14 protein-coding genes are annotated in these 19,232 nt (G+C 73.4%); 7 read left to right on the forward strand and 7 right to left on the reverse strand.

What is annotated here, in order from left to right:
* Nucleotides 1–28 precede the first annotated feature (28 nt).
* Both WMF46_RS28015 and WMF46_RS28020 read right to left on the reverse strand, forming a co-directional pair.
* Nucleotides 29–484: a GFA family protein gene (locus tag WMF46_RS28015; protein ID WP_437980000.1), complete on the reverse strand. Its 456-nt coding sequence runs from the start codon at nt 482–484 to the stop codon at nt 29–31.
* Between the two features lie 133 nt (nt 485–617).
* Nucleotides 618–1,073, reverse strand: coding sequence for a GFA family protein (locus tag WMF46_RS28020; RefSeq protein WP_437980001.1), 456 nt, complete (start codon nt 1,071–1,073; stop codon nt 618–620).
* Between the two features lie 137 nt (nt 1,074–1,210).
* Between WMF46_RS28020 and WMF46_RS28025 the strand changes: the two genes are divergently transcribed.
* Entirely contained in the window at nt 1,211–2,200 is a 990-nt protein-coding gene (locus WMF46_RS28025; protein ID WP_437980002.1) for a helix-turn-helix transcriptional regulator, read from the forward strand.
* Between the two features lie 93 nt (nt 2,201–2,293).
* Here the strand turns inward: WMF46_RS28025 and WMF46_RS28030 are convergent, their stop codons facing one another.
* Together WMF46_RS28030 and WMF46_RS28035 are read right to left on the reverse strand one after the other, a co-directional pair.
* The gene (locus WMF46_RS28030) at nt 2,294–2,977 is read right to left on the reverse strand and encodes a hypothetical protein (RefSeq protein WP_437980003.1); all 684 of its coding nucleotides are present in this window, start codon (nt 2,975–2,977) and stop codon (nt 2,294–2,296) included.
* Nucleotides 2,978–3,105: 128 nt separating this feature from the next.
* Entirely contained in the window at nt 3,106–6,561 is a 3,456-nt protein-coding gene (locus WMF46_RS28035) for a protein kinase domain-containing protein (RefSeq protein WP_437980004.1), read from the reverse strand.
* Between the two features lie 428 nt (nt 6,562–6,989).
* On the opposite strand from WMF46_RS28035, the gene WMF46_RS28040 reads away from it, so the two are divergent.
* Genes WMF46_RS28040 through WMF46_RS28050 form a run of 3 tightly spaced genes read left to right on the forward strand, consistent with a single transcriptional unit; the run spans nt 6,990 to nt 10,944 of the window.
* Nucleotides 6,990–7,304, forward strand: a complete 315-nt coding sequence (locus WMF46_RS28040; RefSeq protein ID WP_437902602.1) for a hypothetical protein — start codon at nt 6,990–6,992, stop codon at nt 7,302–7,304.
* Nucleotides 7,301–8,683, forward strand: coding sequence for a hypothetical protein (locus WMF46_RS28045; protein ID WP_437980005.1), 1,383 nt, complete (start codon nt 7,301–7,303; stop codon nt 8,681–8,683). Before WMF46_RS28040 ends, WMF46_RS28045 begins: the two co-directional genes overlap by 4 nt.
* Nucleotides 8,680–10,944 (forward strand): hypothetical protein, encoded by a 2,265-nt coding sequence (locus tag WMF46_RS28050; RefSeq protein WP_437980006.1) that lies wholly within the window; start codon nt 8,680–8,682, stop codon nt 10,942–10,944. Before WMF46_RS28045 ends, WMF46_RS28050 begins: the two co-directional genes overlap by 4 nt.
* 40 nt (nt 10,945–10,984) lie before the next feature.
* Here WMF46_RS28050 and WMF46_RS28055 read toward each other — a convergent pair whose 3' ends face one another.
* Complete coding sequence (locus WMF46_RS28055) at nt 10,985–12,298, reverse strand: sigma-70 family RNA polymerase sigma factor (RefSeq protein ID WP_437980007.1); 1,314 nt, start codon at nt 12,296–12,298, stop codon at nt 10,985–10,987.
* A gap of 424 nt (nt 12,299–12,722) precedes the next feature.
* Between WMF46_RS28055 and WMF46_RS28060 the strand changes: the two genes are divergently transcribed.
* Both WMF46_RS28060 and WMF46_RS28065 read left to right on the forward strand, forming a co-directional pair.
* Nucleotides 12,723–13,235 (forward strand): hotdog fold domain-containing protein, encoded by a 513-nt coding sequence (locus WMF46_RS28060; protein ID WP_437980008.1) that lies wholly within the window; start codon nt 12,723–12,725, stop codon nt 13,233–13,235.
* A gap of 341 nt (nt 13,236–13,576) precedes the next feature.
* The gene (locus tag WMF46_RS28065) at nt 13,577–15,070 is read left to right on the forward strand and encodes a hypothetical protein (protein WP_437980009.1); all 1,494 of its coding nucleotides are present in this window, start codon (nt 13,577–13,579) and stop codon (nt 15,068–15,070) included.
* Nucleotides 15,071–15,151: 81 nt separating this feature from the next.
* On the opposite strand, the gene WMF46_RS28070 is transcribed toward WMF46_RS28065, so the two are convergent.
* Both WMF46_RS28070 and WMF46_RS28075 read right to left on the reverse strand, forming a co-directional pair.
* Nucleotides 15,152–16,471, reverse strand: coding sequence for a DUF5690 family protein (locus WMF46_RS28070; protein WP_437980010.1), 1,320 nt, complete (start codon nt 16,469–16,471; stop codon nt 15,152–15,154).
* 668 nt (nt 16,472–17,139) lie between these two features.
* Complete coding sequence (locus tag WMF46_RS28075; protein ID WP_437988035.1) at nt 17,140–18,513, reverse strand: hypothetical protein; 1,374 nt, start codon at nt 18,511–18,513, stop codon at nt 17,140–17,142.
* Nucleotides 18,514–18,660: 147 nt separating this feature from the next.
* Here WMF46_RS28075 and WMF46_RS28080 point away from each other — a divergent pair, with 147 nt between their 5' ends.
* On the forward strand, nt 18,661–19,014 hold the full coding sequence (locus WMF46_RS28080; protein ID WP_437987944.1) for a BON domain-containing protein: 354 nt from the start codon (nt 18,661–18,663) through the stop codon (nt 19,012–19,014).
* The last annotated feature ends 218 nt before the right edge of the window (nt 19,015–19,232 follow it).

The raw sequence follows: 19,232 nt of genomic DNA on the forward strand, positions 1-19,232 counted from the left end.
GCGAGGCCGAGCCGCGGCGCGCCCCGGCTCAAGCCCCCTTTGCGGCAGAGAACGGATTCACGTACGTCGTGGCGCCGATCTGTGCCCAGGTGTCGTGGCGCCCGTCGAGGTACACCACCGGGACGCCCGTGAGGTCTGCGTCGTCGAGGCAGTTCAGGTTCACGGAGCAGAACTCCCCGCCGAGCTCCGGGATGTTTCCGTGCCCGAAGACACGGATACCGCAGGTCTTGCAGAACCGGGCATGGCCGGCCTCGTGCCGCGAGTAGTCGCCGAGGACCTCCTCGCCGGCGACCAGGCGGAAGGCGCTCGGCTTCACGATGATGCCCCACCACCTCGTCTTCGTGCAGATCGTGCAATTGCACTGCGTCGTCCCGGCGCTCGGGTCGAAGTCGGCCTCGAAGCGGACGGCGCGGCAAGCGCAGCTGCCCTTGTAGGTCCGGATGCCGGCGGTGGTCGTTGTGTGCTCGGAAGCGGCGTTGCTCATGGGCGGTGGCTCCAGGGATGGGGGCGGGGGCCGTAGGGCTCGTCGAGACGCGCCTTCGGGCGCCTCGCCCGCGGGATGAGAGGAAGCTAGACTGGATTGCGGACAGATTCGGTCCGCAAGAAGAGGGGCGGTATCAAGCTCCTTTTGCGGCGCGGAACGGGTCCACGTACGTCGTGGAGCCGATCGGCGCCCACGTGTTGTGGAGCCCGTCGACGTACAGCACCGGAACGCCGGTGAGGTCCGCGTCGTCGAGGCAGTTCAGGTTCACGGAGCAGTAATCGCCGCCGAGCATCGGGAGGTGCCCGTGCGCGAACACGCGGATACCGCAGGTCTTGCAGAACCGAGCATGGCCGGCCTCCGATCGCGAGTGGTCGCCGAGGACCTCCTCGCCGGCGAGCAGGCGGAAGGCGCTCGGCTTCACGATGATGCCCCACCACTTCGTCTTCGCGCAGATCGTGCAGTTGCACTGCCCCGTCCCGGCGCTCGGGTCGAGGTCGGCCTCGAAGCGGACGGCGTGGCAAGCGCAGCTGCCCTTGTAGGTCCGGAGGCCGGGGGTCGTCGTCGTGTGCTCGGAAGCGGCGATGCTCATGGGCGGTGGCTCCAGGGATCTGTGGGGCGGGGGCCGTGGGGCTCGTCGAGACGCGCCTTCGAGCGCCTCGCCCCCGGGATGAGAGGAAGCTAGACTGGATTGCGGACAGATTCGGTCCGCAAGGAGACAGGCGGCACATGGTCCAGACCTCCGCGCGGCTGCTGAAGCTCTTGTCGCTGCTGCAATCCCAGCGCTTCTGGACGGGCGGCGAGCTGGCCCGCGAGCTCGCGATCACCGAGCGCAGCGTCCGGCGCGACGTGGATCGGCTCCGGAGCCTCGGGTACCCCGTCCACGCGGCCACCGGCATCGGCGGCGGATACCAGCTCGGCGCCGGCAAGGAGCTGCCGCCGCTGCCGCTCGAGGACGACGAGGCCGTCGCCGTCGCCGTGGGGCTGCGCGCGGCGGCGACCGGGCCCGTGAGGGGGCTGGAGGAGGCGTCGGTCCGCGCGCTCGGGAAGCTCGAGCAGGTGCTCCCCAAGCGGCTCCGGCGCAAGGTGACCGCGCTGGGCGCCGTGAGCGTGCAGCTGGTCGACGGTAGCCCCACCGTCGACGCGGACGCGCTCGCCGCCATGGCGAACGCGTGCCGCGACGCCGAGGCGCTGCGCTTCGACTACAGCAGCCACAGCGGCGCCGCGAGCACGCGCGCCGTCGAGCCGTACCGGCTCGTGCACACGAGCCGCCGCTGGTACCTGCTCGCGTACGATCTCCAGCGAGACGCCTGGCGGACGTTCCGCGTCGATCGCATCCAGGGCAGGCCGAAGACCGCGGGCCGCTTCAAGCCGCGCCCGCTGCCCGCGGAGGACGTGGCCGCCTACGTGTCGAAGTCAGTCTCCACGGACGCCTACCCGATCCGCGCACGCGTGACCGTGCACGCCCCCGCGCAGGCCGTCTCGGAGCGCCTCTCGGGCGTGGCGGGGCGCATCGAGGCGCTGGCGCCGGACCGCTGCGTTGTCCACACCGGCGGCGGGAGCCTCGACGCGCTGGCGTTCCACCTCGGGTTCATGGGGTTCGAGTTCGAGGTGCACGAGCCCGAGGAGCTCATCGACCAGCTCCGCCGCCTGGCCGAGCGCCTCGGCCGGGCCGCGGGGCGGAGCGGGGCGGCGGGAGGAGGCTCAGGCGCGCGGTGAAAGGCCGGAGTCGCCGCGCCTGCGCGGCGAGAGGCATCCTGAAGAACTGGGCTCTGCCGGCGGCGAAGCCCGCACGGTGAGCAGGTCGCGACGTCAGGTCCAGTTGCAGAACTCGAGCGAATCCGGGTCCGATGCGACCTGGACTTCCACTTCAGAGCAGTCGACAGGCGCGAAGGAGTCGAACCCCTCGCCTGGTGGCGCCGTGACGCACTTGCCGCAGCCGAACCCGGCCGGGAAGCTCTCGGACCAGTCGAACCCCTGGCCGGAGCCGTCACGCCAGACGATGACGTGCCGCGAGCTCACCCCGAGGAGCGCTGTATCGAGCACGTCGGCGTCGATCTCGCCCACGGGCACCTGGGTGCCCGGCGCGAGGAGCATGACGAAGCCCATGCCGACACCGTTGCTGTTGAGCGCCTCGCGCGGCGGCGCCGACCCGAAGCCGACGGTGAACGTCGCGCCGGAGAGGCTCCCCTCGCCGAAGTTGAAGCCGTAGTCGGGGCTGGACGAGCTCACCACCCAGACGACGGCCACCACGGCGCCCTCTGGAGCCGTCTCCCCCGTGATCGGTCCGGTGACCGTGAATCCCCCCGCCCCGCCGCCCTCTCCCGTGCTGCCGCCGCCGCCCTCTCCCGTGCTGCCGCCGCCGCCCTCTCCCGTGCTGCCGCCGCCGCCCTCTCCCGTGCTGCCGCCCGGGCCTCCCTGCGTGTCATCGGAGCATGCGGGCAAGGCCAGCATCATCCCCATCAACCCCGCGAACAACCATCGTGCGCTCTTCATATCCACCATCGAGCACAGCGCGCTCGATAACGGAAGCGAACCGCACTGTTTCCAGGGCGCTAAATCCTGCTCGATCCGCCCCGTTCACTCCTGTTGAAGACCTGTTCCCTCACGCGACGCGGACGGGCTCACTCCGAGAGCGCCGCCGCGATCGTCGCGTCGAGCCCGGCGCCCCGGCCCTCGAGGAAGCGCGCATCGTCGACCGCCTCGCCCAGCGCCGCGCGCGCGGCTTCGACGCACGCCTCGAGCGCCGGCCGCTCGATGGGCGGCACCGGCGTGCCGATGGACTCGCGGAGCGCCGCGGCGCCGCCGAGCAGGCGGGCGCCGCGCTCCGCCTTCCCCGCCCGCACCGCCGCGCACGCCAGCGCCTCCAGCACGCTCGCGGAGCGCCAGAGGTCGCCGAGCTCCCGGTGCAGCCGCAGGCTCGCCCGCAGGCGCCGCTCCGCGAGGGCGAGATCGCCGCGCTCGATGGCGATGAGGCCCAGGATGTTGCTCGTCCAGGCGATCCCCTCCTTGAATTTGACCTGCCGCGACAGGCCCTCGCTCTCCTCGCAGAGGCGGACCGCCTCGCCGAGCTCCCCGCGGTAGAGCGCCGCGCAGCCGAGGTAGAGCAGCGCCGTCGCGGTCCCCTCGCGATCGCCCGCGCGACGGAGCTCCGGCAGGGCGAGGCGGCACGCGCCCTCCGCGCGCGCGGTGTCGCCCGAGAGCCACGCCGCGAAGCCCGAGTAGCCGAGCGCGCGCGCCGCCTCGAGCGTGTCGCCGCGGCGCGTGGCCAGCGCGAGGCTCTCGCCGTGCAGCGTGAGCGCGCGCGCGTAGTCGCCCTGCTCGCGGGCGACGCTCCCGAGGATCTGGATCACCGACGCGAGCCCGCCCTCGTCCCCGAGCTCGCGGTAGAGCGTCGCGCCCCGCTCGAGCAGCGCGCGCGCCTCGCGGTAGTCGCACTGGAGGAGCGCGAGCCTGCCCGCGCCCCGGAGCGCCGACGCCACGTGCTCGGGCGCGACGCCCCCGGCGCCCGCGAGCGCCCGGCCGAGCCACGCGCGGCCCTCCTGGTAGTGCCCGTGGATGTACCAGAACCGCGAGAGCGCGGCGGCGAGGCGCACCGCGGCGCCCGCGTCGGCGCCCGCGAGCGCGAGCTCCAGGGCGAGGCGGAGGTTGTCGTGCTCGAGATCGAGCGCCGCGAGCCACGCGGCCTGCTCGGTCCCGCCGAGCGCCTCGGCCGCGCGATCGGCGAGCTCCAGCGAGAGCTCGACGAAGCGCCGGTTGCACGCCTCGGCGGCGCCCTCCTCCACGAGCCGATCGAGGCCGTACTCGCGGAGGATCGTGAGCATCTGGAACCGCGGCTCCTCGCCCGCGACCTGGAGCACGAGGCTCTTGTCGATCAGCGACTCGAGGATCCCGAGCGTGTCGAGCGCCGGATCGCGGAAGGCGCACATCTGGTCCGCCATGGCCAGCGAGAAGCCGCCCGCGAACACGGCGAGCGTGCGGAAGGCCAGCTGCTCCTCCGGATCGAGGAGGCCGTAGCTCCAGTCGATGGTGGCGCGCATGGTCTGCTGGCGCTCGGGCAGATCGCGCGCACCGCCCGTGAGCAGGCGGAACGAGCCCGCGGGCGCGGAGGCGCGCCCGGCCGCCCCGCGGTCGCCGAAGCGCGAGAGCAGCGCCGCGGGGGTGAGGACCCGGAGGCGGGACGCGGCGAGCTCGATCGCGAGCGGCAGGCCGTCGAGGCGCGCGCAGATCTCCACGATCTCCGCGGCGTTGTCGGGGCCGAGCTGGAAGCCGGGCTTGATCGCGGCGGCCCGGCGGCAGAACAGGCTCACCGCCGAGCTCGCCAGCGCGGCGTCGACCGTGACGTCGCGCGGCTCCGGCACCTCCAGCGGCGGCACGACGTAGCGCCGCTCGCCCGAGAGGTTCAGCGCGGCGCGGCTCGTCACGAGGAGCGAGAGGTGCGGGCAGCTCGCGGCGAGGTGCGCGATCGCCGGCGCCGCGGCCGTCAGGTGCTCCAGGTTGTCGAGCAGGAGCAGCAGGCGGCGGTCGCGGAGGAACTGGACAACGCGCTCGAGATCCGGCCGCGCGCCGCCCTCGCCGAGGCAGAGGGCCTGCGCGATCGCCGAGGGCACCAGCGCCGCCTCGCGCAGCGACGCGAGGGGCACGAAGCAGACGCCGCCGGGGAACGCGGGGACGAGCTCCTCGGCGACCTGGAGCGCGAGCCGGGTCTTGCCGGTGCCGCCGACGCCGGTGAGCGTGAGCAGGCCGGCCTCGGGGTCGAGCAGGAGCGCGGTAATCTCGGCGCGCTCGCGGGCGCGGCCGACGAACGGCGTGCGCTGGACCGGCAGGTTGTGGCGCGGCCGCTCGGCCTCCGGCGAGCCGAACAGGCCGAGCGGCGGCGTGCTGTAGGAGCCGGGCGGCGGCGGCGAGGTGCCGAGCGGCGGCGTGCTGTAGGAGCCGTGCGGCAGCGAGGCGCCGGGCGGCAAGGTGCCGTGGGGGCCGAACGGCGGAGCGCCGTGGAGACCGGGCGGCGAGGTGCCGTGGAGGCCGGGCGGCGGCAAGAAGCGGTCCGAGTCGCGGTGCGCGCCGCCGGGGAGCGCCTGGGGCGGGGGCGGGGCCTCGACCGTGCCCGCGAGCTCGATGGTGTCGGTGCTGAGCATGTCCGCGGGCACGCCGCCCCCGGGCGACGCCGGCCCGCCGGCGCCGGGCGGCTCGGCGGCCGCCGAGGAGCCCTCGAGCGCCGCGCGCAGCGCGAGGCTCTGCTGGCGGACCGAAGGGAAACGCCCGGCCGGGTCGCGGTCGCACGACCGCAAGAACCACGCGTCGAACGCGGGCGGGAGCCACCGCCAGCGCGTCGACGGCGGGTAGAGCCGCATCACGAGGAGCGCCGCCATCAGCTCGGCCATGCTGTTGGCGGTCCAGTAGATGTCGCCGGTCAGGAGGCGGACGGCGATGAGGCCGATCGCCCACACGTCCGCCGCCGGGCCGATCTGGTCCGAGCGCCCGCGCGCCTGCTCGGGGGCCATGTAGATGGGCGTGCCGATCGCCGTGCCCGTGGCGGTGATCCCGCCCGACGCGCCGAGCGCGCCCGGATCGACCGCCTTGACCAGGCCGAGGTCGAGGATCTTCACGCGCTCCCGCCCGTCGTCGCCGATCGCGAGGAAGAGGTTCGCGGGCTTGAGATCGCGGTGGGAGAGGCCCCGCGCGTGAGCGAGCTCGAGGGTCTCGGCGACCTCGCCGAGCCAGCGCTGCACCTCGCCGGGCGAGCGCCTGCCCTCGGTGGTGACGAGCTGCTCCAGGTCGTGGCCCCGGAGCAGCTCCATCACCAGGAAGGGGGCATCGTCGAGCTCGCGGGCGAAGCCGGCGTCGAGCATGCGCACGAACCCGGGCGCGTCGAGGAGCCGCATGGCCCGGATCTCGCGCTCGAACCGGGAGGCCGCCGCCGTGCCGGCCGCGTGCGTCCGGAGCAGGACCTTCACCGCGACCTGACCCCCTCCGTCGAGGTCGTCGGCCATGTACACAACGCCCGCGCCGCCGCGGCCGATCTCGCTCAGGAGACGGTAGCGGCCACCGAGGACGAGCGGGCAATCCGGAGAGAGCATGAGGCGGCCGCGACTGGGACGAGCGCGGGAGGGGCCACGGCGCCGGCAGCTTACCACACGGGGCGCCGACGCCCTGCCATCGGCGGCTTCCGTTCTGCGTCGATGTCCCGGGGCGATGCTCACCGCGCAACGCTCCCGCGCGACGCGTCCGCGGGGCGGATCCGCGCGAGGGAGAGGGCATGTCCATGACGTCGAACGACGCGATCGCGCCGGTGGTCGGTGCCACCGGACAGGCGATGTCCACCTGCGCGCCGCGCGCCGCGCGAAGCGCTCCCTCGCATTGCGGGAAGCGGGTATGCTCGGCGCCGCGTTGGAGGGATGGCGCCGAGCACCAGCGAGAGCCCGCGCTCCGGCGCGACCCGCGGCCACGGAGCCGGCGCTCCGCGGCCCGGGACGCCGCCCCCCGCTGCTCGCCACGAGAGAGCTCCATGACCAGCACCGATGACAAGAGCGACGTGTTCCTCATCCCGATGCCCGGCAAGCGCGTGGCGCGCATCCCCGTCGCGGTCCTCGAGCGCTACCTCGACGAGGCCACGCGCGTCGTGCACGACCCCGCCGAGCCGGAGAGCGACGTGACCGCCCACGGGATGTCCGTCGACGCCGCGACGGGCGCGAGCGTCTGGCACACCGAGTGGGAGCTCGGCCCTTGCGACTACACCGACGAGAGCGGGTTCCCGCAGAGCGCCTACGCCTGGCACCGCCACCCGCTCGGGACCGAGTACACCGAGATCTACCAGAAGTGAGCGCGCCCCGGCCGGCCGTGCCCCGCTCCTGCCCGCGCGCGCCTCGCGCGCTCCTCGCGAAAGCTCGCCCGCGCCGCCCACGCCTGCCGAGCGCGCCGCTCCTCGCGGCGGCCGCCGGCGCGCTCCTCCTCGCCTCGCTCGCCCCGGCCTGCATCGAGCGCGGCTATCCCCTCGCCGGGAGCGGGCAGGTCGAGCTCCGCGCCGACGTCGCCGGGCCGCTGTTCGCCGCCGACACGCTCGACGAGGCGGGCAAGCCGGTGCTGCCCCGCCAGAGCCCGTGGTCGACCGCGGTCTCGCTCAAGCTGACCGAGGCGAACGAGCCGGCGTACGGCGGCTACGTCGAGGTCCGCGCCGTCCCGAGCGAGGCGCTCGCGCTGCACCCCGTGGAACGCGACCAGGAAGCCGGGGCCTCGTGCGCCGTGAAGGACGGCGCGTTCCGCTGCACCGCAGGAACCCAGGGCTACGCCCGCTTCACCGCCGCCTCGGAGGGCGACTGGTCCGGCGAGGCGCGGCTCGTCGTCTCGTGGGCCGACCGCACCGAGGAGCTCCCGATCACGATCCTCCCCGCGGGCTTGCCGGAGGACGCCACCAACTTCGCGCTCATCGCGGGGGGCCTCGGCGACAGCGACCGGGTGCTCGCGACCTACGTCCCCCTCATGTGCACGATCGGCCCCCTGCCGGACGATCTCGGCGCCACCTGGCGGCCGGGCGCGATCCGGGCGCGCGAGGCGCGCGTCCGCGCGTCGCCTCCCCTGAACGCGCCGGGCGTCGTGGAGCACGCGCCGGTGATCATCGAGTCGCTGCACAGCGAGGCCGCCCTCTCGCTCACCCCCGATTGCCGCGAGCGCACCTCACGCCTGCGCGTGCTGCTCGGCGCGACCGGGGAGAGCCCGCCCTTCATCCTGTGCTTCAGCGACCTCGGCGGCGAGGTGAAGATCGCCGTGAGCTCGGGACAGAAGGCGCTCGACCCGATCCCCACGCTCACCGTCGACCCCGAGCCGCGCCTGCTCCGCGTGCGCGCCCTCCGGAGCGTCGTCGCGGCGGGGACGCCCGGCGATCTCTTCGAGGTGAGCGCCTACAACGCCGAGCGCGTGCGCATCGCCGTCCCCGTCGACCTGACCGTCGGCGACGACCAGGTGATCGCGCTCGGCGAGGCGTCCGTGACCCTGCGCGGCGAGGACAGCGAGGCGACGATCATCCAGGGCGTCGCCGTCGCGCCGGGGACGACGACGCTCCGTGTGACGCCCCGCCTGCTCGCGAGCCCCGAGTGCTCCTCCGAGCCCATCACCGTCACGCCGGAGCCAAAGCCGGAAGAGGACACCGAAACGGAGACTGAGCCGGAGCCGGAGCCGGGCGCCGGAGGGGGAGGCTCGCCGTGAGCGCACGCAGATCCACCATGTTCCTGTCGGCCGTGGCGCTCGCGCTGGCGATCGCCGCGCCCGCCACCGCGCCGGCGCAGGACGATCCCGAGACGGACACCGGGGAGACCGACGACGAGGAGACGCCGGAGCCGGCCGCCATCCTGAGGCGCCCGACCGACGCGACGCCGATGGCCGTCCCCGCCGACTTCGGCGGCAGCCTGCAGGTCGTGCGCGCGCCGGCGGGCACGGCCAGCGCCGCGTCGTCGGCCGGCGGGCCGGAGATCTTCCCGGACGCGCGCCGCGTCTGGATGAGCGTCCGCGACACCGATCCGGTCCCGATCGAGGCCGCGCGCCGCGGCGGCCGCTGGCTGTGCAGCGGCGGCGGCTGCGCCGCGCAGACCGGCGATCCCGGGCAGAGCCCGATCGGCGACCAGATGCTGCGCTCGATCAAGCTCCAGACCCCGACGCTGCCCCTGCCGCTCACGGTGTGGGGGCGGCTCACCGAGGACGGCCAGCGCCTGCTCGATTTCGACCCGGTGCTGCTCGGCCGCCGCTCGTACCGGCACATCTGCGCCTACCGCCCGGTCGCCGACGCCCCGCGGTCTCCCGTGGGCGCCCCCGCCGCGCCGTCGCCGCTGTCGCCGCTGTCGCCTGATCGCGTGGACGTCTGCCGCGACGGCCGGCCCGAGCCGCCGCCGGCCGACGCGGGCGAGCTCACGCTGGGCATGCAGTGGCCGAAGCAGTCGGAGATGGCCGATTTCCACTACCTCGCCATCGTCGACAGCTGCGGCAACGCCCGGGTGCAGCCGTTCCAGCGCACGTTCACCGTGCCGGTCCTCGAGGTCGCCTCGGGCGGCTGCGGGCGCCCCGATGGCAAGGTCCTCCGCGTCTTCCCGGGCGGCGGCTGGCTCCGGGTCACCGCCTTCAACCTCCACGCGCCCGCGGCGGCCAACGTCGTCAACGCGACGTACCGGGTCACCGTCCCGCCGCTCGAGAACCTCGTCGAGTCGAACCCCGCGCGGCTCCTCTTCCCCGATCCGCTCGCCGACGACCTGAAGGTCGACTGCGGCCCCACGCCGATCGCGCCCCGCACCGACGCCGGGAGCCTCCCGCCGCCCGGGAGCGCCCGTCCGCCCGGGCCGCGGGGGGCGTCCCCTGCCCCGCCGGGGGATCGGGGACCTGCCGGCGCGAATGGACGGCTCCAGAGCGGCGCAGGCGCCGGCCGGCGGCCCTCGACGGCGGCGCAGGCCGGTCCGACGGCGCAGCCCGGCGCGGCGGAGCAGGCCCCGCCTCCGGCGCAGGCTCGGCCGCCGGCCGGGCTGCCGCCACCTCGCCGGGCGCCCGACGTGGATCCATCGCGCCCCGGACCGCAGCCGCTCGCGCACGGCGCGGTCGTCATCTCGCCGGCGCCGCTCCGGCTGGGCAACTGCCGGATCCGGCTGACGGGCCAGGCCAAGAACCGGCTCGTGGCGCCGCTCGCGCTCCATGTCTCGCTGACGCGCACCGATCAGATGCGGGGCGGCACGCCGATCGAGCTCCTCCAGAACGGCACGTGGATCGTCACGCCGAGCAGCGCGGAGTTCCCGCTCCCGCCGCTCGCGGAGGACTTCGACGGGGACGCGCGGCTCCGGCTGGCCGTCTACAGCGATCCGCTGAGCCCGCAGGGCAAGGTGGTGCTCGTCTCCGACGCGGGCCGCGTCGCGAGCTCGCTGCGCTCGAACGAGCCCGGCGAGCCGGAGCGCGCCCGGCGCCTCGTGGGATCGGTGGCGATCCACTCGGTCCCGCTGTGCGGCGAGGACAACTTCCAGACGCTCGAGGCCGCGGGGACCTGCTTCCGCGCGTACCTCACCGTCCCGGCGATGCTGGCGACGCTGCAGGTCACCCGCGCGCCGTGGGTGGAGAAGCCCCTCGTCACGCGGAGCGTGCTCAGCGCCGTCGGCGTCGCGCTCGCGATCGACCGCTACGACCCGGTGGAGCGCCGGGCCTTCCCGATCGCGGCGCAGCTCGGCGGCTTCGTGCAGACGCTCGGCGAGGGGCGGATCGGCCTCCTCGGCTACGTCGGCGTCGCGCCGACGATCCCCATCCTCGGCTCGGGCGGCAACACAACGTCGTTCGGCTTCCTGGCGGGGCTCGGGCTGGAGTACATCACCAACGAGGCCGGTCCCGACGAGGGGCTCAAGCCCGCCGCGTTCGTGTCCGCGGTCGTGCAGGTGGGCCAGGCGGCCCCGCAGGTCTCCACGAGCGGCCGGGCGAGCTTCGGCACCTACGCCGGCGACTGAGCCGCCGCGGCGCGGGGCGCGCGGCGGCCCGGTCGCCCGCTCACCGGGGGTTCAGGATCATGTCCAGCTCCTCGATCGCCTGCCGCTGGATCGCGGTATCGGGCCGCACCTCCTCGAGCAGGGCGCGCGCCTCCGGGTAACGCTTCGCGATCACGAACGCCCGGATCCAGAGCACCTTGCGCTCGGACGCGAAGAGGGTGTTCGGCATCTCGCGCTCGTAGCGCTGGAGCGCCGCGATCGCCCGGTCCGGATCGCGCGCCTGCAGCGCCTCGGTGACCGCGTCGAACAGGGCGATGTCGTGATTGCTGCCGGGCCCGTCGATCTCGATCTTGAGCTTCTCGATCGTCTCGGCGGCGACCGGCGCCGGCGCGCGCTCCCCCCGGTCGCGCGGCGGCACGCGCGCGCGCCGCTGGGCCGGGGCGCTCCGCCGCGGCGCTTCGACGGGCGCCGGGGCCGCCGGCGGCGCGGCGGGCGGCGCCGGCGGCTCGGCGGGCGGCGCCGGCGGCTCGGCGGGCCGGCGCGGCGGCATGGCGGCGACGAGCGCGGGCACGACGCGCCTCACCTCCTGCGGAGGCGGCGGCTCCGGGGCCCGGAGCGCGAACCAGGCCGCCCCCGTGGCCGCCGCCGCCGTGGCCGCGACGGGCGCGGCGACGCCCAGGGTCGGCAGCTGGACGAGCTTCGCGAGGCCCTTCAGCCACGTCGCGGCGTCGCTCAGCGCCTGGCCGACGCCCCCGGCGGCCTTCCCGGCGCTGCCCGCCTCGAGCGCCCCCACCGACTCCTGCACGCCGCGGAGGATCGAGACCCGGACGTCGTCGGGCACGCGCGGCGAGATCCGCGCCGTGGCGAGGAGCGCCGCCAGATCCAGGGGCAGCACGAGGCGAAAGCCCTCCCTCTTCCGGTCCTCGCGCCGGCGCTTCACGACGATGTCGTGGAACAGGCGGATGGCGCGCGCGCGCCACTTGTACGCGGTGGACAGCGGGATGCCGCGCTGCTGCGCGAGATCCGCCATCGGGGTGCTGTGGAGATCGTGTCCGACCAGGATCCAGTGCGCGTCGGCGTCGAGCTGCTGCATGAGCTCCAGCACGACGAGCCGCTCCTGATCCGAGATCAGCAGCTCTTCCGAGGTCTTGGCGGGGTCGACGAGGGGAGGGAGCTCCTCGTCGGGCACGAGCTCTTCGTAGCGGTGCTGGGCCCGCTGCAGGTAGTGCGAGGCCGTGTGGACCGTGATCCTGTTCAGCCAGCGCTCGGGCCGGGAGATCTCGGGGTTGTATTTGCTGAAGCTGAGGTACGCCGCGAACAGGACCTCCTGCGCGAGGTCCTTGCGATCGCGCAGCGGGACCCCCAGGCCCGTCAACCAGCGCCCTACGAGCGCGGAGGTTTGCTCACGAAAGAGAAGCTCGAAAGCGCGCTCTTTCTCGGGGGGCCCACCTTGGCCCGGACGTCGAGGTCTTGTCATACACAAGTCCAGTTCCGGGCACGGACGGGAGATTGCCGCCCGAAGCAGGCCACGCGCGACGGACGGGGGGCCGGACGGCTGCTCACGGGCGTCCGGAGGCCGGAAATGCGGCAGAATCCTCGCGACAACGGCGCGCCGGGGCGCTCCGGAGCCATCCGATTATCGAATAGCATTATGAAGTACAATTCATGCCGAGAATGAGTCGTGCTGCGCCCAGGTTGCGGCGCGAGAGGCGCCGGGACGCACCGGCTGGCCGGGGATTCCGGGTGCGCCCGCGCGCGATTCGAGGCAGGCTGCCGCCCCCGCCCCGCGGATCCAGCGCATGAAGCTCACCGACTTCTCTCTCGCAGCGATCGCGGCGACCTCGCGCCGCAACACCATCCGCGACGTCTGGGACAAGCTGAGCCCCCTGCCAGGGGGCAAGCGCCTGTTCAGCCGGCTCATCGGCGCGATGGCCCCGTACACGGGGACGATCCGCGCCGAGGTCGAGGTCCTCGAGCGCGGCCGCGCGGAGGTGTCGATGCGCGACCGGCCGGGGCTGCGCAACCACCTCCGCTCGGTGCACGCCGTCGCGCTCGTCAACCTCGCCGAGCTCGCCGGCAACACGGCGCTGTCCTACGCGCTGCCCGATGACGCCCGGTTCATCGTCGCGGGCCTCTCGATCGAGTACGTGAAGAAGGCCCGCGGGACGATCCGCGCCGTCTGCGAGTGCCCTCTCCCGGAGACCAGCGAGCGCAGGGAGTACGATATCCCGGTGAGCCTGCGCGACGCGACGGGGGCCGAGGTCGCCCGCGCCGTCCTCCGCAGCCTCGTCGGTCCGAAGAAGCAGCCCTGAGCTCGGCGCCGCGCCGCCCTACGGGGCCCCCCGGCGCTCCCGACCCCTGCATGCCGGCAACGCTCCACGCGCCGGAGCCCCCTGTACTCCAAAGCACGCTGCGCTCCGGCGAAGCCCTAAGCTCCGGAGCAGAGCCGTGCTCCAAAGCACCTTGCGGGCCGGAGCAATCCTGTGCTTTGGAGCAATCCTGTGCCCGCAAGCACACGGGGAGCTCAGCTATCGCCTGACCTCCCTTGAAGCGTCTCACCTCGTCCCACACCGAGCCAGAGCGCGGACAGGGGGACAGAGGGTTCGAGTCAACGCGCTCGACAAAGGGCTTCCAGGGTGTTTCGATTCTTCTCATGAGGAACCGGTCAACGATGGTGGCGCTCGCCGCGACGGGGATCAGCGTGATCTTCGCGGCGTGCGGGGGGGCCGATGGCTCGTCGGTCTCCGCCGGCGGAGCCGGCGGAGCGGGCGCCGGGGCCGACGCGAGCTCGGGGAATGGCCCGGGGAATGGCTCGGGGAATGGCTCGGGAACAGGCGGAGCAACGAGCACCGGATATGGCACCGACGGGCCTGGAGAGATCACCACCGGGCCCAGCAGCGGCGCCGGAGAGGGCGCCGGCGGCGAGGCGTCGTGCGCGGGGGAGACGAAGACGGCGGAGCTCGTGCCGCTCGACCTCTACATCATGCTCGACGCGTCGGGGTCGATGGATGACGAGCTCGCGACGGGCGGCACCAAATGGCGCGCGGTGACCGACGCGCTCGAGGCCTTCTTCACCGATCCTCAGTCGGAGGGGCTCGGCGTCGGGCTCCAGTACTTCCCTCTGATGAACGCCGACGTGCCCAGGAGCTGCACGACCAACGCGCAGTGCGGCGTCAGCGGGCCGTGCGCGCTCCGGGCCTGTCGCAGCTCGTTCTCCACCTCCACGGGCATCCAGATCTGCGTCGAGGACGCGGACTGCTCGGACGGCGACGAGTGCATGGACATCGGCGTGTGCTCCCAGAGCCACGAGATCTGCGATCTGATCGGCGAGCGCTGCGACGGCCGCGCGGGCACGTGCTCCCGGGTATCCCGGAGCACCTGCGCGCACCCGTACTCGTGCGTCACCGAGGACTACGCGACGCCCGCCGTGTCGATCGCGCCGCTCGACGCCGCCTGGGCCGACGAGCTCATCGGGTCGATCGACCAGACATTTCCCGACGGGGGCACGCCCACCGCCGGCGCCCTGTCCGGCGCGATCGCCCAGGCTCGGGCCCACGCCGAGGCGAACCCGACCCACAGGGTCGTCACCGTGCTCGCCACCGACGGGATGCCCACCGAGTGCAATCCCACGTCCGCCGACGGCATCGCGGAGATCGCGGCCGAGGGGCTGGGCGGCTCGCCGAGCATCTCGACCTTCGTCATCGGTGTCTTCAACGGGGACGACGTGGGCGCCCAGGCCACGATGAACCGCATCGCCGAGGGCGGCGGGACGACGTCGGCCTACTTCATCGACACGAACTCCGACGTCACGCAGGCGTTCCTCGACGCGCTCAGCGAGATCCGCGGGACGAGCCTCGCGTGCGAGTACCAGGTCCCGGCGCCGTCCGCCGGGCAGACGCTCGATTACGGGACGCTCAACGTCCAGCACACGCCGCCGGAGGGCAGCGACCCGTCGACCATCTTCTACGTGGCCAGCGAGGCGCGCTGCGACGCGACCGCCGGCGGCTGGTACTACGACGTCGACCCCACGACCGGCGGCACGCCGACCAAGATCGTGATGTGCCCCGCGACCTGCACCCACTTCCAGGCGGGCGGGCAGGTCCAGCTCCAGGTCGGCTGCAAGACCGAGATCCCCCCGATCAACTGAGCCCCTTCCCCCCACGCTCGCCCGCGCCACGCGCCCCCCGCTCGCCTCCGCGGCCGGCACAGTTGGTGGCGCGCGGCGCGCTCATGCGTCGAGCGCGGCGGGCCGCACCGCGGCGGACGGGCCGCGGGTGCGCAGCCAGAAGTACGCCGCGGACGCGGTGAACAGGGCCCCGCAGACGAACGCGGTCGCGTAGCTGAAGCCGAGGAAGAACTCGAGCCACGAGCGCTTCGCCTGGCCAAAGCTCTTGTAGAGCAGGAGCGCCACGCTCCCGAGATAGCCGAATGCGTCGGCCGCGGTGATCAGGAATCCCGCCGTCGCCACCGAGCCCACGGCCGCGATGAGCCGGTCGAAGAGGACGCAGTTGTACGGGACGTACCCCACGTAGAGCCCGAGCCCGACGCTGATCATCCAGGCGACGGGGCCGATGACGCCCGCCTGGTAGAGCGCGGTGCTCAGCCCCGCGAGCGCCGCCCCGGCGACCATGACGCCGTGGATCGCGACGAGCGCCGCGCGGTTGTTGCGGATGCCGATCATCACCGCGACCGAGAGGAGCGCGCCGATCGCCACGGGGATCTCGGCCGTCGTCAGGATGGCCGGCTGGTCGGTGTAGCCGAGGGCGTCCCAGATCTCGCGGGCGAAGTTGTCCCGGAAATCGCGGTAGGCGGTGAGGACGACGTAGCCGAGGACGAGGGTCGCGAGCCCGCCCCCGTTCGCGAGGACGAACGCGCGGCGCGCGGCGCGGTCCATCGGCGCGCGCCGGGTCCGGAGCGCCTCGTCGTCCACCGAGGGCGGCGGGATCTGCGCGAGCATCCACACCGAGACGAGCAGCGGCGGGAAGAAGAGGGCCCCCGTCACCGCCGGCATCCACACCTCCGGGACCCCCCAGCCGAGCGTGATTTTGCCGACGGTCTTCACGAAGCCGCTCGCGACGATGAAGCTGGCGCAGAGGCCGGCGCCGAGCAGATCGCTCACGCGGCGCCCCTCGAGGAAGCCGAAGACGAGCCCCCAGACCATGCCGAGGGGCAGGCCGTTCAGCACCAGGAAGACGGCGGCGTACGGGGCCGGCGTGAGCCCGAACAGGACGAGCGCGACCTCGCTCACCCCGATGCACGCGAGGATGGCGAGCGCGCGCCGCTCGGGCGGCATCTCGGAGACGATCTTGATGCCAAGGAACTTGGAGGCGCAGTACCCGAGCACCTGGGCGATGATGTAGAGGCTCTTCAGATCGAGCGCGGGGAGCAGCGGCAGCGCGACCATCCCCTTGTAGGAGCCGACCGCGAACGGCTTGCGGAAGGCGTACATGCAGAAGTAGGTCGCGAACGCGGCGATCACGGCGAAGGCCGTGAACACCGGCGCAGGGGCTCGCTCGAGCCATTTCGTCACGCTTCGCTGGGCCGGCATGGGAGCTCCGAGGAAGGCGCGAGGGTAATCGCGGCCGCGCTGCGCGCGCATGGATTTTCGGCGAGGAGCGGGCCGGCCTCCCGCCCGCACACGAACACGCGAACCGCGGATCTCGCCGCGGCCTGCCGAGCGTCCGGCCGGTATACCGCGATCGTCACATTTCTCGCCTTCCGCCTTGCTCTTTCTTCTCCCGCCTCGCGTCGTGGCTCGCCCCTCGTCGCTCCGCTTCTTCGATCTCGCCCTTTGTCTCTCGCGCCTTCCGTGGAGCGCCCGCGAGCGTGCGGCGTTCGAGGAAGCTCATCGGCGATCGATGAGGCGGGCTCATCGGCTGGACTGTAAGGCGGCCTCATCCGCATAGCCATGGTCGAGCTCGGATGCCCGAGAATCAACATCTCGGTGAGAAACGCCGCCGCGTGACACGGGAAATCGTGTGACATCGTCCGTCGACTCCCGAGCCACGCTCAGGGGAGGCCCTAATTCATGATGTCGTGGCTGTGGCACAACGTCTCTGTGAGACGCTTTGGTCGCTCCGGCATGGGGCGCATCGCACCTCGCAGCGGGCCTGACAGGGCGAAATCTCCCTGAAAACGGAGCGAAATACCGCCCTCGCCGTCCTGGAACACCCCTTGCGATGTCGGATCGCGCCGGGGCGTCGGGGCCCTGGATCTTCAGCCCACGCGGCGCCGGACAGGCACGCACGACAGGCGGCCCGATACGGCTGTCCTCCCGCACGCTCGTGCGTGGCCCGGATGGGGCCCGAACGTGGATCGAGCGTCGGCTGGATCACCGGGGAGGAGCGGCCCAGTTTCGCTGCCGTGTCGCTCTCCTCGCAAGAAAGGCGGAGAGTCATGCCGAATCGTCAGGGATGGATCGACGAGGAACATAACGATGGGCCGGGGCGCGACGACGAGCGATTTGGGCCAACCCAGGGTCAGCGAGGCGATGAGCGATATCGTGGCGAGCGCGGAGCGAGCGGGGATGCTAGTTACGGGCATCGTGGCAATTACGAGCAAGTCCTCCAGCGGGACGATCGGCGCCCTTCCCGCGGAGGTCACGATGATTTCCGCGGCCGCGCCGATCAGCGAGAGTCTGTCGGACGCGGCCACGAGGGCGAGCGCGGCGGCGAGGGCGACCCGCGCTGGCGCGGCCACGGCGAACGCGGCTACGAGGGCCGACAGGATCGCGCCTGGGGGCAGCGCGAGGACGCCCAGCGTGAGGCCTGGGGCGGCCAGCGTGATGACTTCCAGCGAGGAGGTCGAGACGATTTTGGCGCCAGGCGCGGCTTCGGCGGCAGCCAGGGCGGCTTCGGCGGCGGCCAGGGCAGCTTCGGTGGCGGCCAGGGCGGTCACGGCGGCCAAGGTCACTTCGGCGGCGGCCAGGGCGGCTACGGCGGCCAAGGCGGCTTCGGCGGCGGCCAAGGCGGTTACGGCGGCGGCCAGGGCGGAGTCGGCGGCGGTCAGGGCGGCTTCGGTGGCGGCCAGGGCGGCTTCGGTGGACAGGGCCACTTCGGCGGCTACGGCGGAGAGGGATTCGGCCGCGGCCAGGGTGGATTCGCCGGTGGCCAGGGCGTCTATGGCGATGAGGGCGGACAGAGCCGCTTCGGCGGCCAGGGCCATCTCGGCGGACAGGGTGGCTTCGGTGGCAGCCAGGGCGGTCATGGCGCCGGTCAGGGCCACTTCGGCGGACAGGGTGGCTTCGGTGGCAGCCAGGGCGGTCATGGCGCCGGGCAGGGCCACTTCGCTGGCCAGGGTGGATTCGGCGGCCAGGTTGGCCAGGGCGGCTTCGGCGGACAGGGCCACTTCGGCGGCGGCCAGGGCAGTGAGGGCGGCCTCGGAGGCCAGGGTGGATTCGGTGGCCAGGGTGGATCTGGTGGCGGCCAGGGCGGCTTCGGTCGCCAGGGAGGCCTGGGCGGAGTCCAGCACGAAGGATACGGAGCCCGCGGCGGCCTCCGGCAGTGGGCCGACGACGAGCGCGGCTGGAACGAGCGGCCAGGACAGCAACGCGGGTACGAAGGCCACGAGTCGTCCTTCGGCGGCGATCAAGGCCCTTCCCCTCAGCCTCACGGCGGACAGGGATCCGGCGGACAGGCCCCAGGCGGCCGAAGCTTCCTCCAGACCGTTCGACAGGGCGGCGGGCTCAGCGGCTCGCGTGGTCGCCCGCCCAAGGGGTACAAGCGCTCGGACGAGCGGATCCGCGAGGATATCTGCGACCAGATCTCCGATCAGCCGGACCTCGACGCGAGCGACGTCGAGGTGAAGGTGCAGAGCGGCGAGGTCATCCTCTCCGGGACCGTCCGCGAGCGTCGCTTCAAGCACCAGCTGGAGGCGCTCGCCGAGCGGATCTCGGGCGTGGTCGACGTGCGGAACGAGATCCGGCTCCACCGCGAGCAGCAGCAGGGCGAGGCGAGGACGAGCGCGGGCTTGTCGTCGAGCGAGCGCGCCGCCGCGAGCACGAGCGGCGTCACGGCGGGCTCCGCGACCTCCATCGGCGCGACGTCACCCCCGGAGACGAAGAACAACGAGTCGCGCCGGAACGCCTCCTGAGATCCGGCGCGAATGGCCCAGGTGGGCGGGCCGCCGCGCGGATTTCCCAGCGTGAAACGATGAGAGCGCGCCAAAATGAGCCGCTTGCTGCCGTGTCGATGACACATCGGGCGGCGTGCCTGGCGGCGTCGGGTCGTGTCACGGCGGCGGCGGCTCCGGCGGCGGTTCCACCTCCTCGGGCGCTGGCGGCGACGGTGCTGGCTCGCCGCCCGCCATTC

Source organism: Sorangium sp. So ce117 (genome assembly GCF_051524395.1).
Classification (GTDB): Bacteria; Myxococcota_A; Polyangia; order Polyangiales; family Polyangiaceae; genus Sorangium; species Sorangium cellulosum_B.

Bases quoted from the DNA above. Each gene is read 5' to 3' on its own strand.
- WMF46_RS28015 (WP_437980000.1), bottom strand. From the start codon at position 484: ATGAGCAACGCCGCTTCCGAGCACACAACGACCACCGCCGGCATCCGG.
- WMF46_RS28020 (WP_437980001.1), bottom strand. From the start codon at position 1,073: ATGAGCATCGCCGCTTCCGAGCACACGACGACGACCCCCGGCCTCCGG.
- WMF46_RS28025 (WP_437980002.1), top strand. From the start codon at position 1,211: ATGGTCCAGACCTCCGCGCGGCTGCTGAAGCTCTTGTCGCTGCTGCAA.
- WMF46_RS28030 (WP_437980003.1), bottom strand. From the start codon at position 2,977: ATGAAGAGCGCACGATGGTTGTTCGCGGGGTTGATGGGGATGATGCTG.
- WMF46_RS28035 (WP_437980004.1), bottom strand. From the start codon at position 6,561: ATGCTCTCTCCGGATTGCCCGCTCGTCCTCGGTGGCCGCTACCGTCTC.
- WMF46_RS28040 (WP_437902602.1), top strand. From the start codon at position 6,990: ATGACCAGCACCGATGACAAGAGCGACGTGTTCCTCATCCCGATGCCC.
- WMF46_RS28060 (WP_437980008.1), top strand. From the start codon at position 12,723: ATGAAGCTCACCGACTTCTCTCTCGCAGCGATCGCGGCGACCTCGCGC.
- WMF46_RS28065 (WP_437980009.1), top strand. From the start codon at position 13,577: ATGAGGAACCGGTCAACGATGGTGGCGCTCGCCGCGACGGGGATCAGC.
- WMF46_RS28070 (WP_437980010.1), bottom strand. From the start codon at position 16,471: ATGCCGGCCCAGCGAAGCGTGACGAAATGGCTCGAGCGAGCCCCTGCG.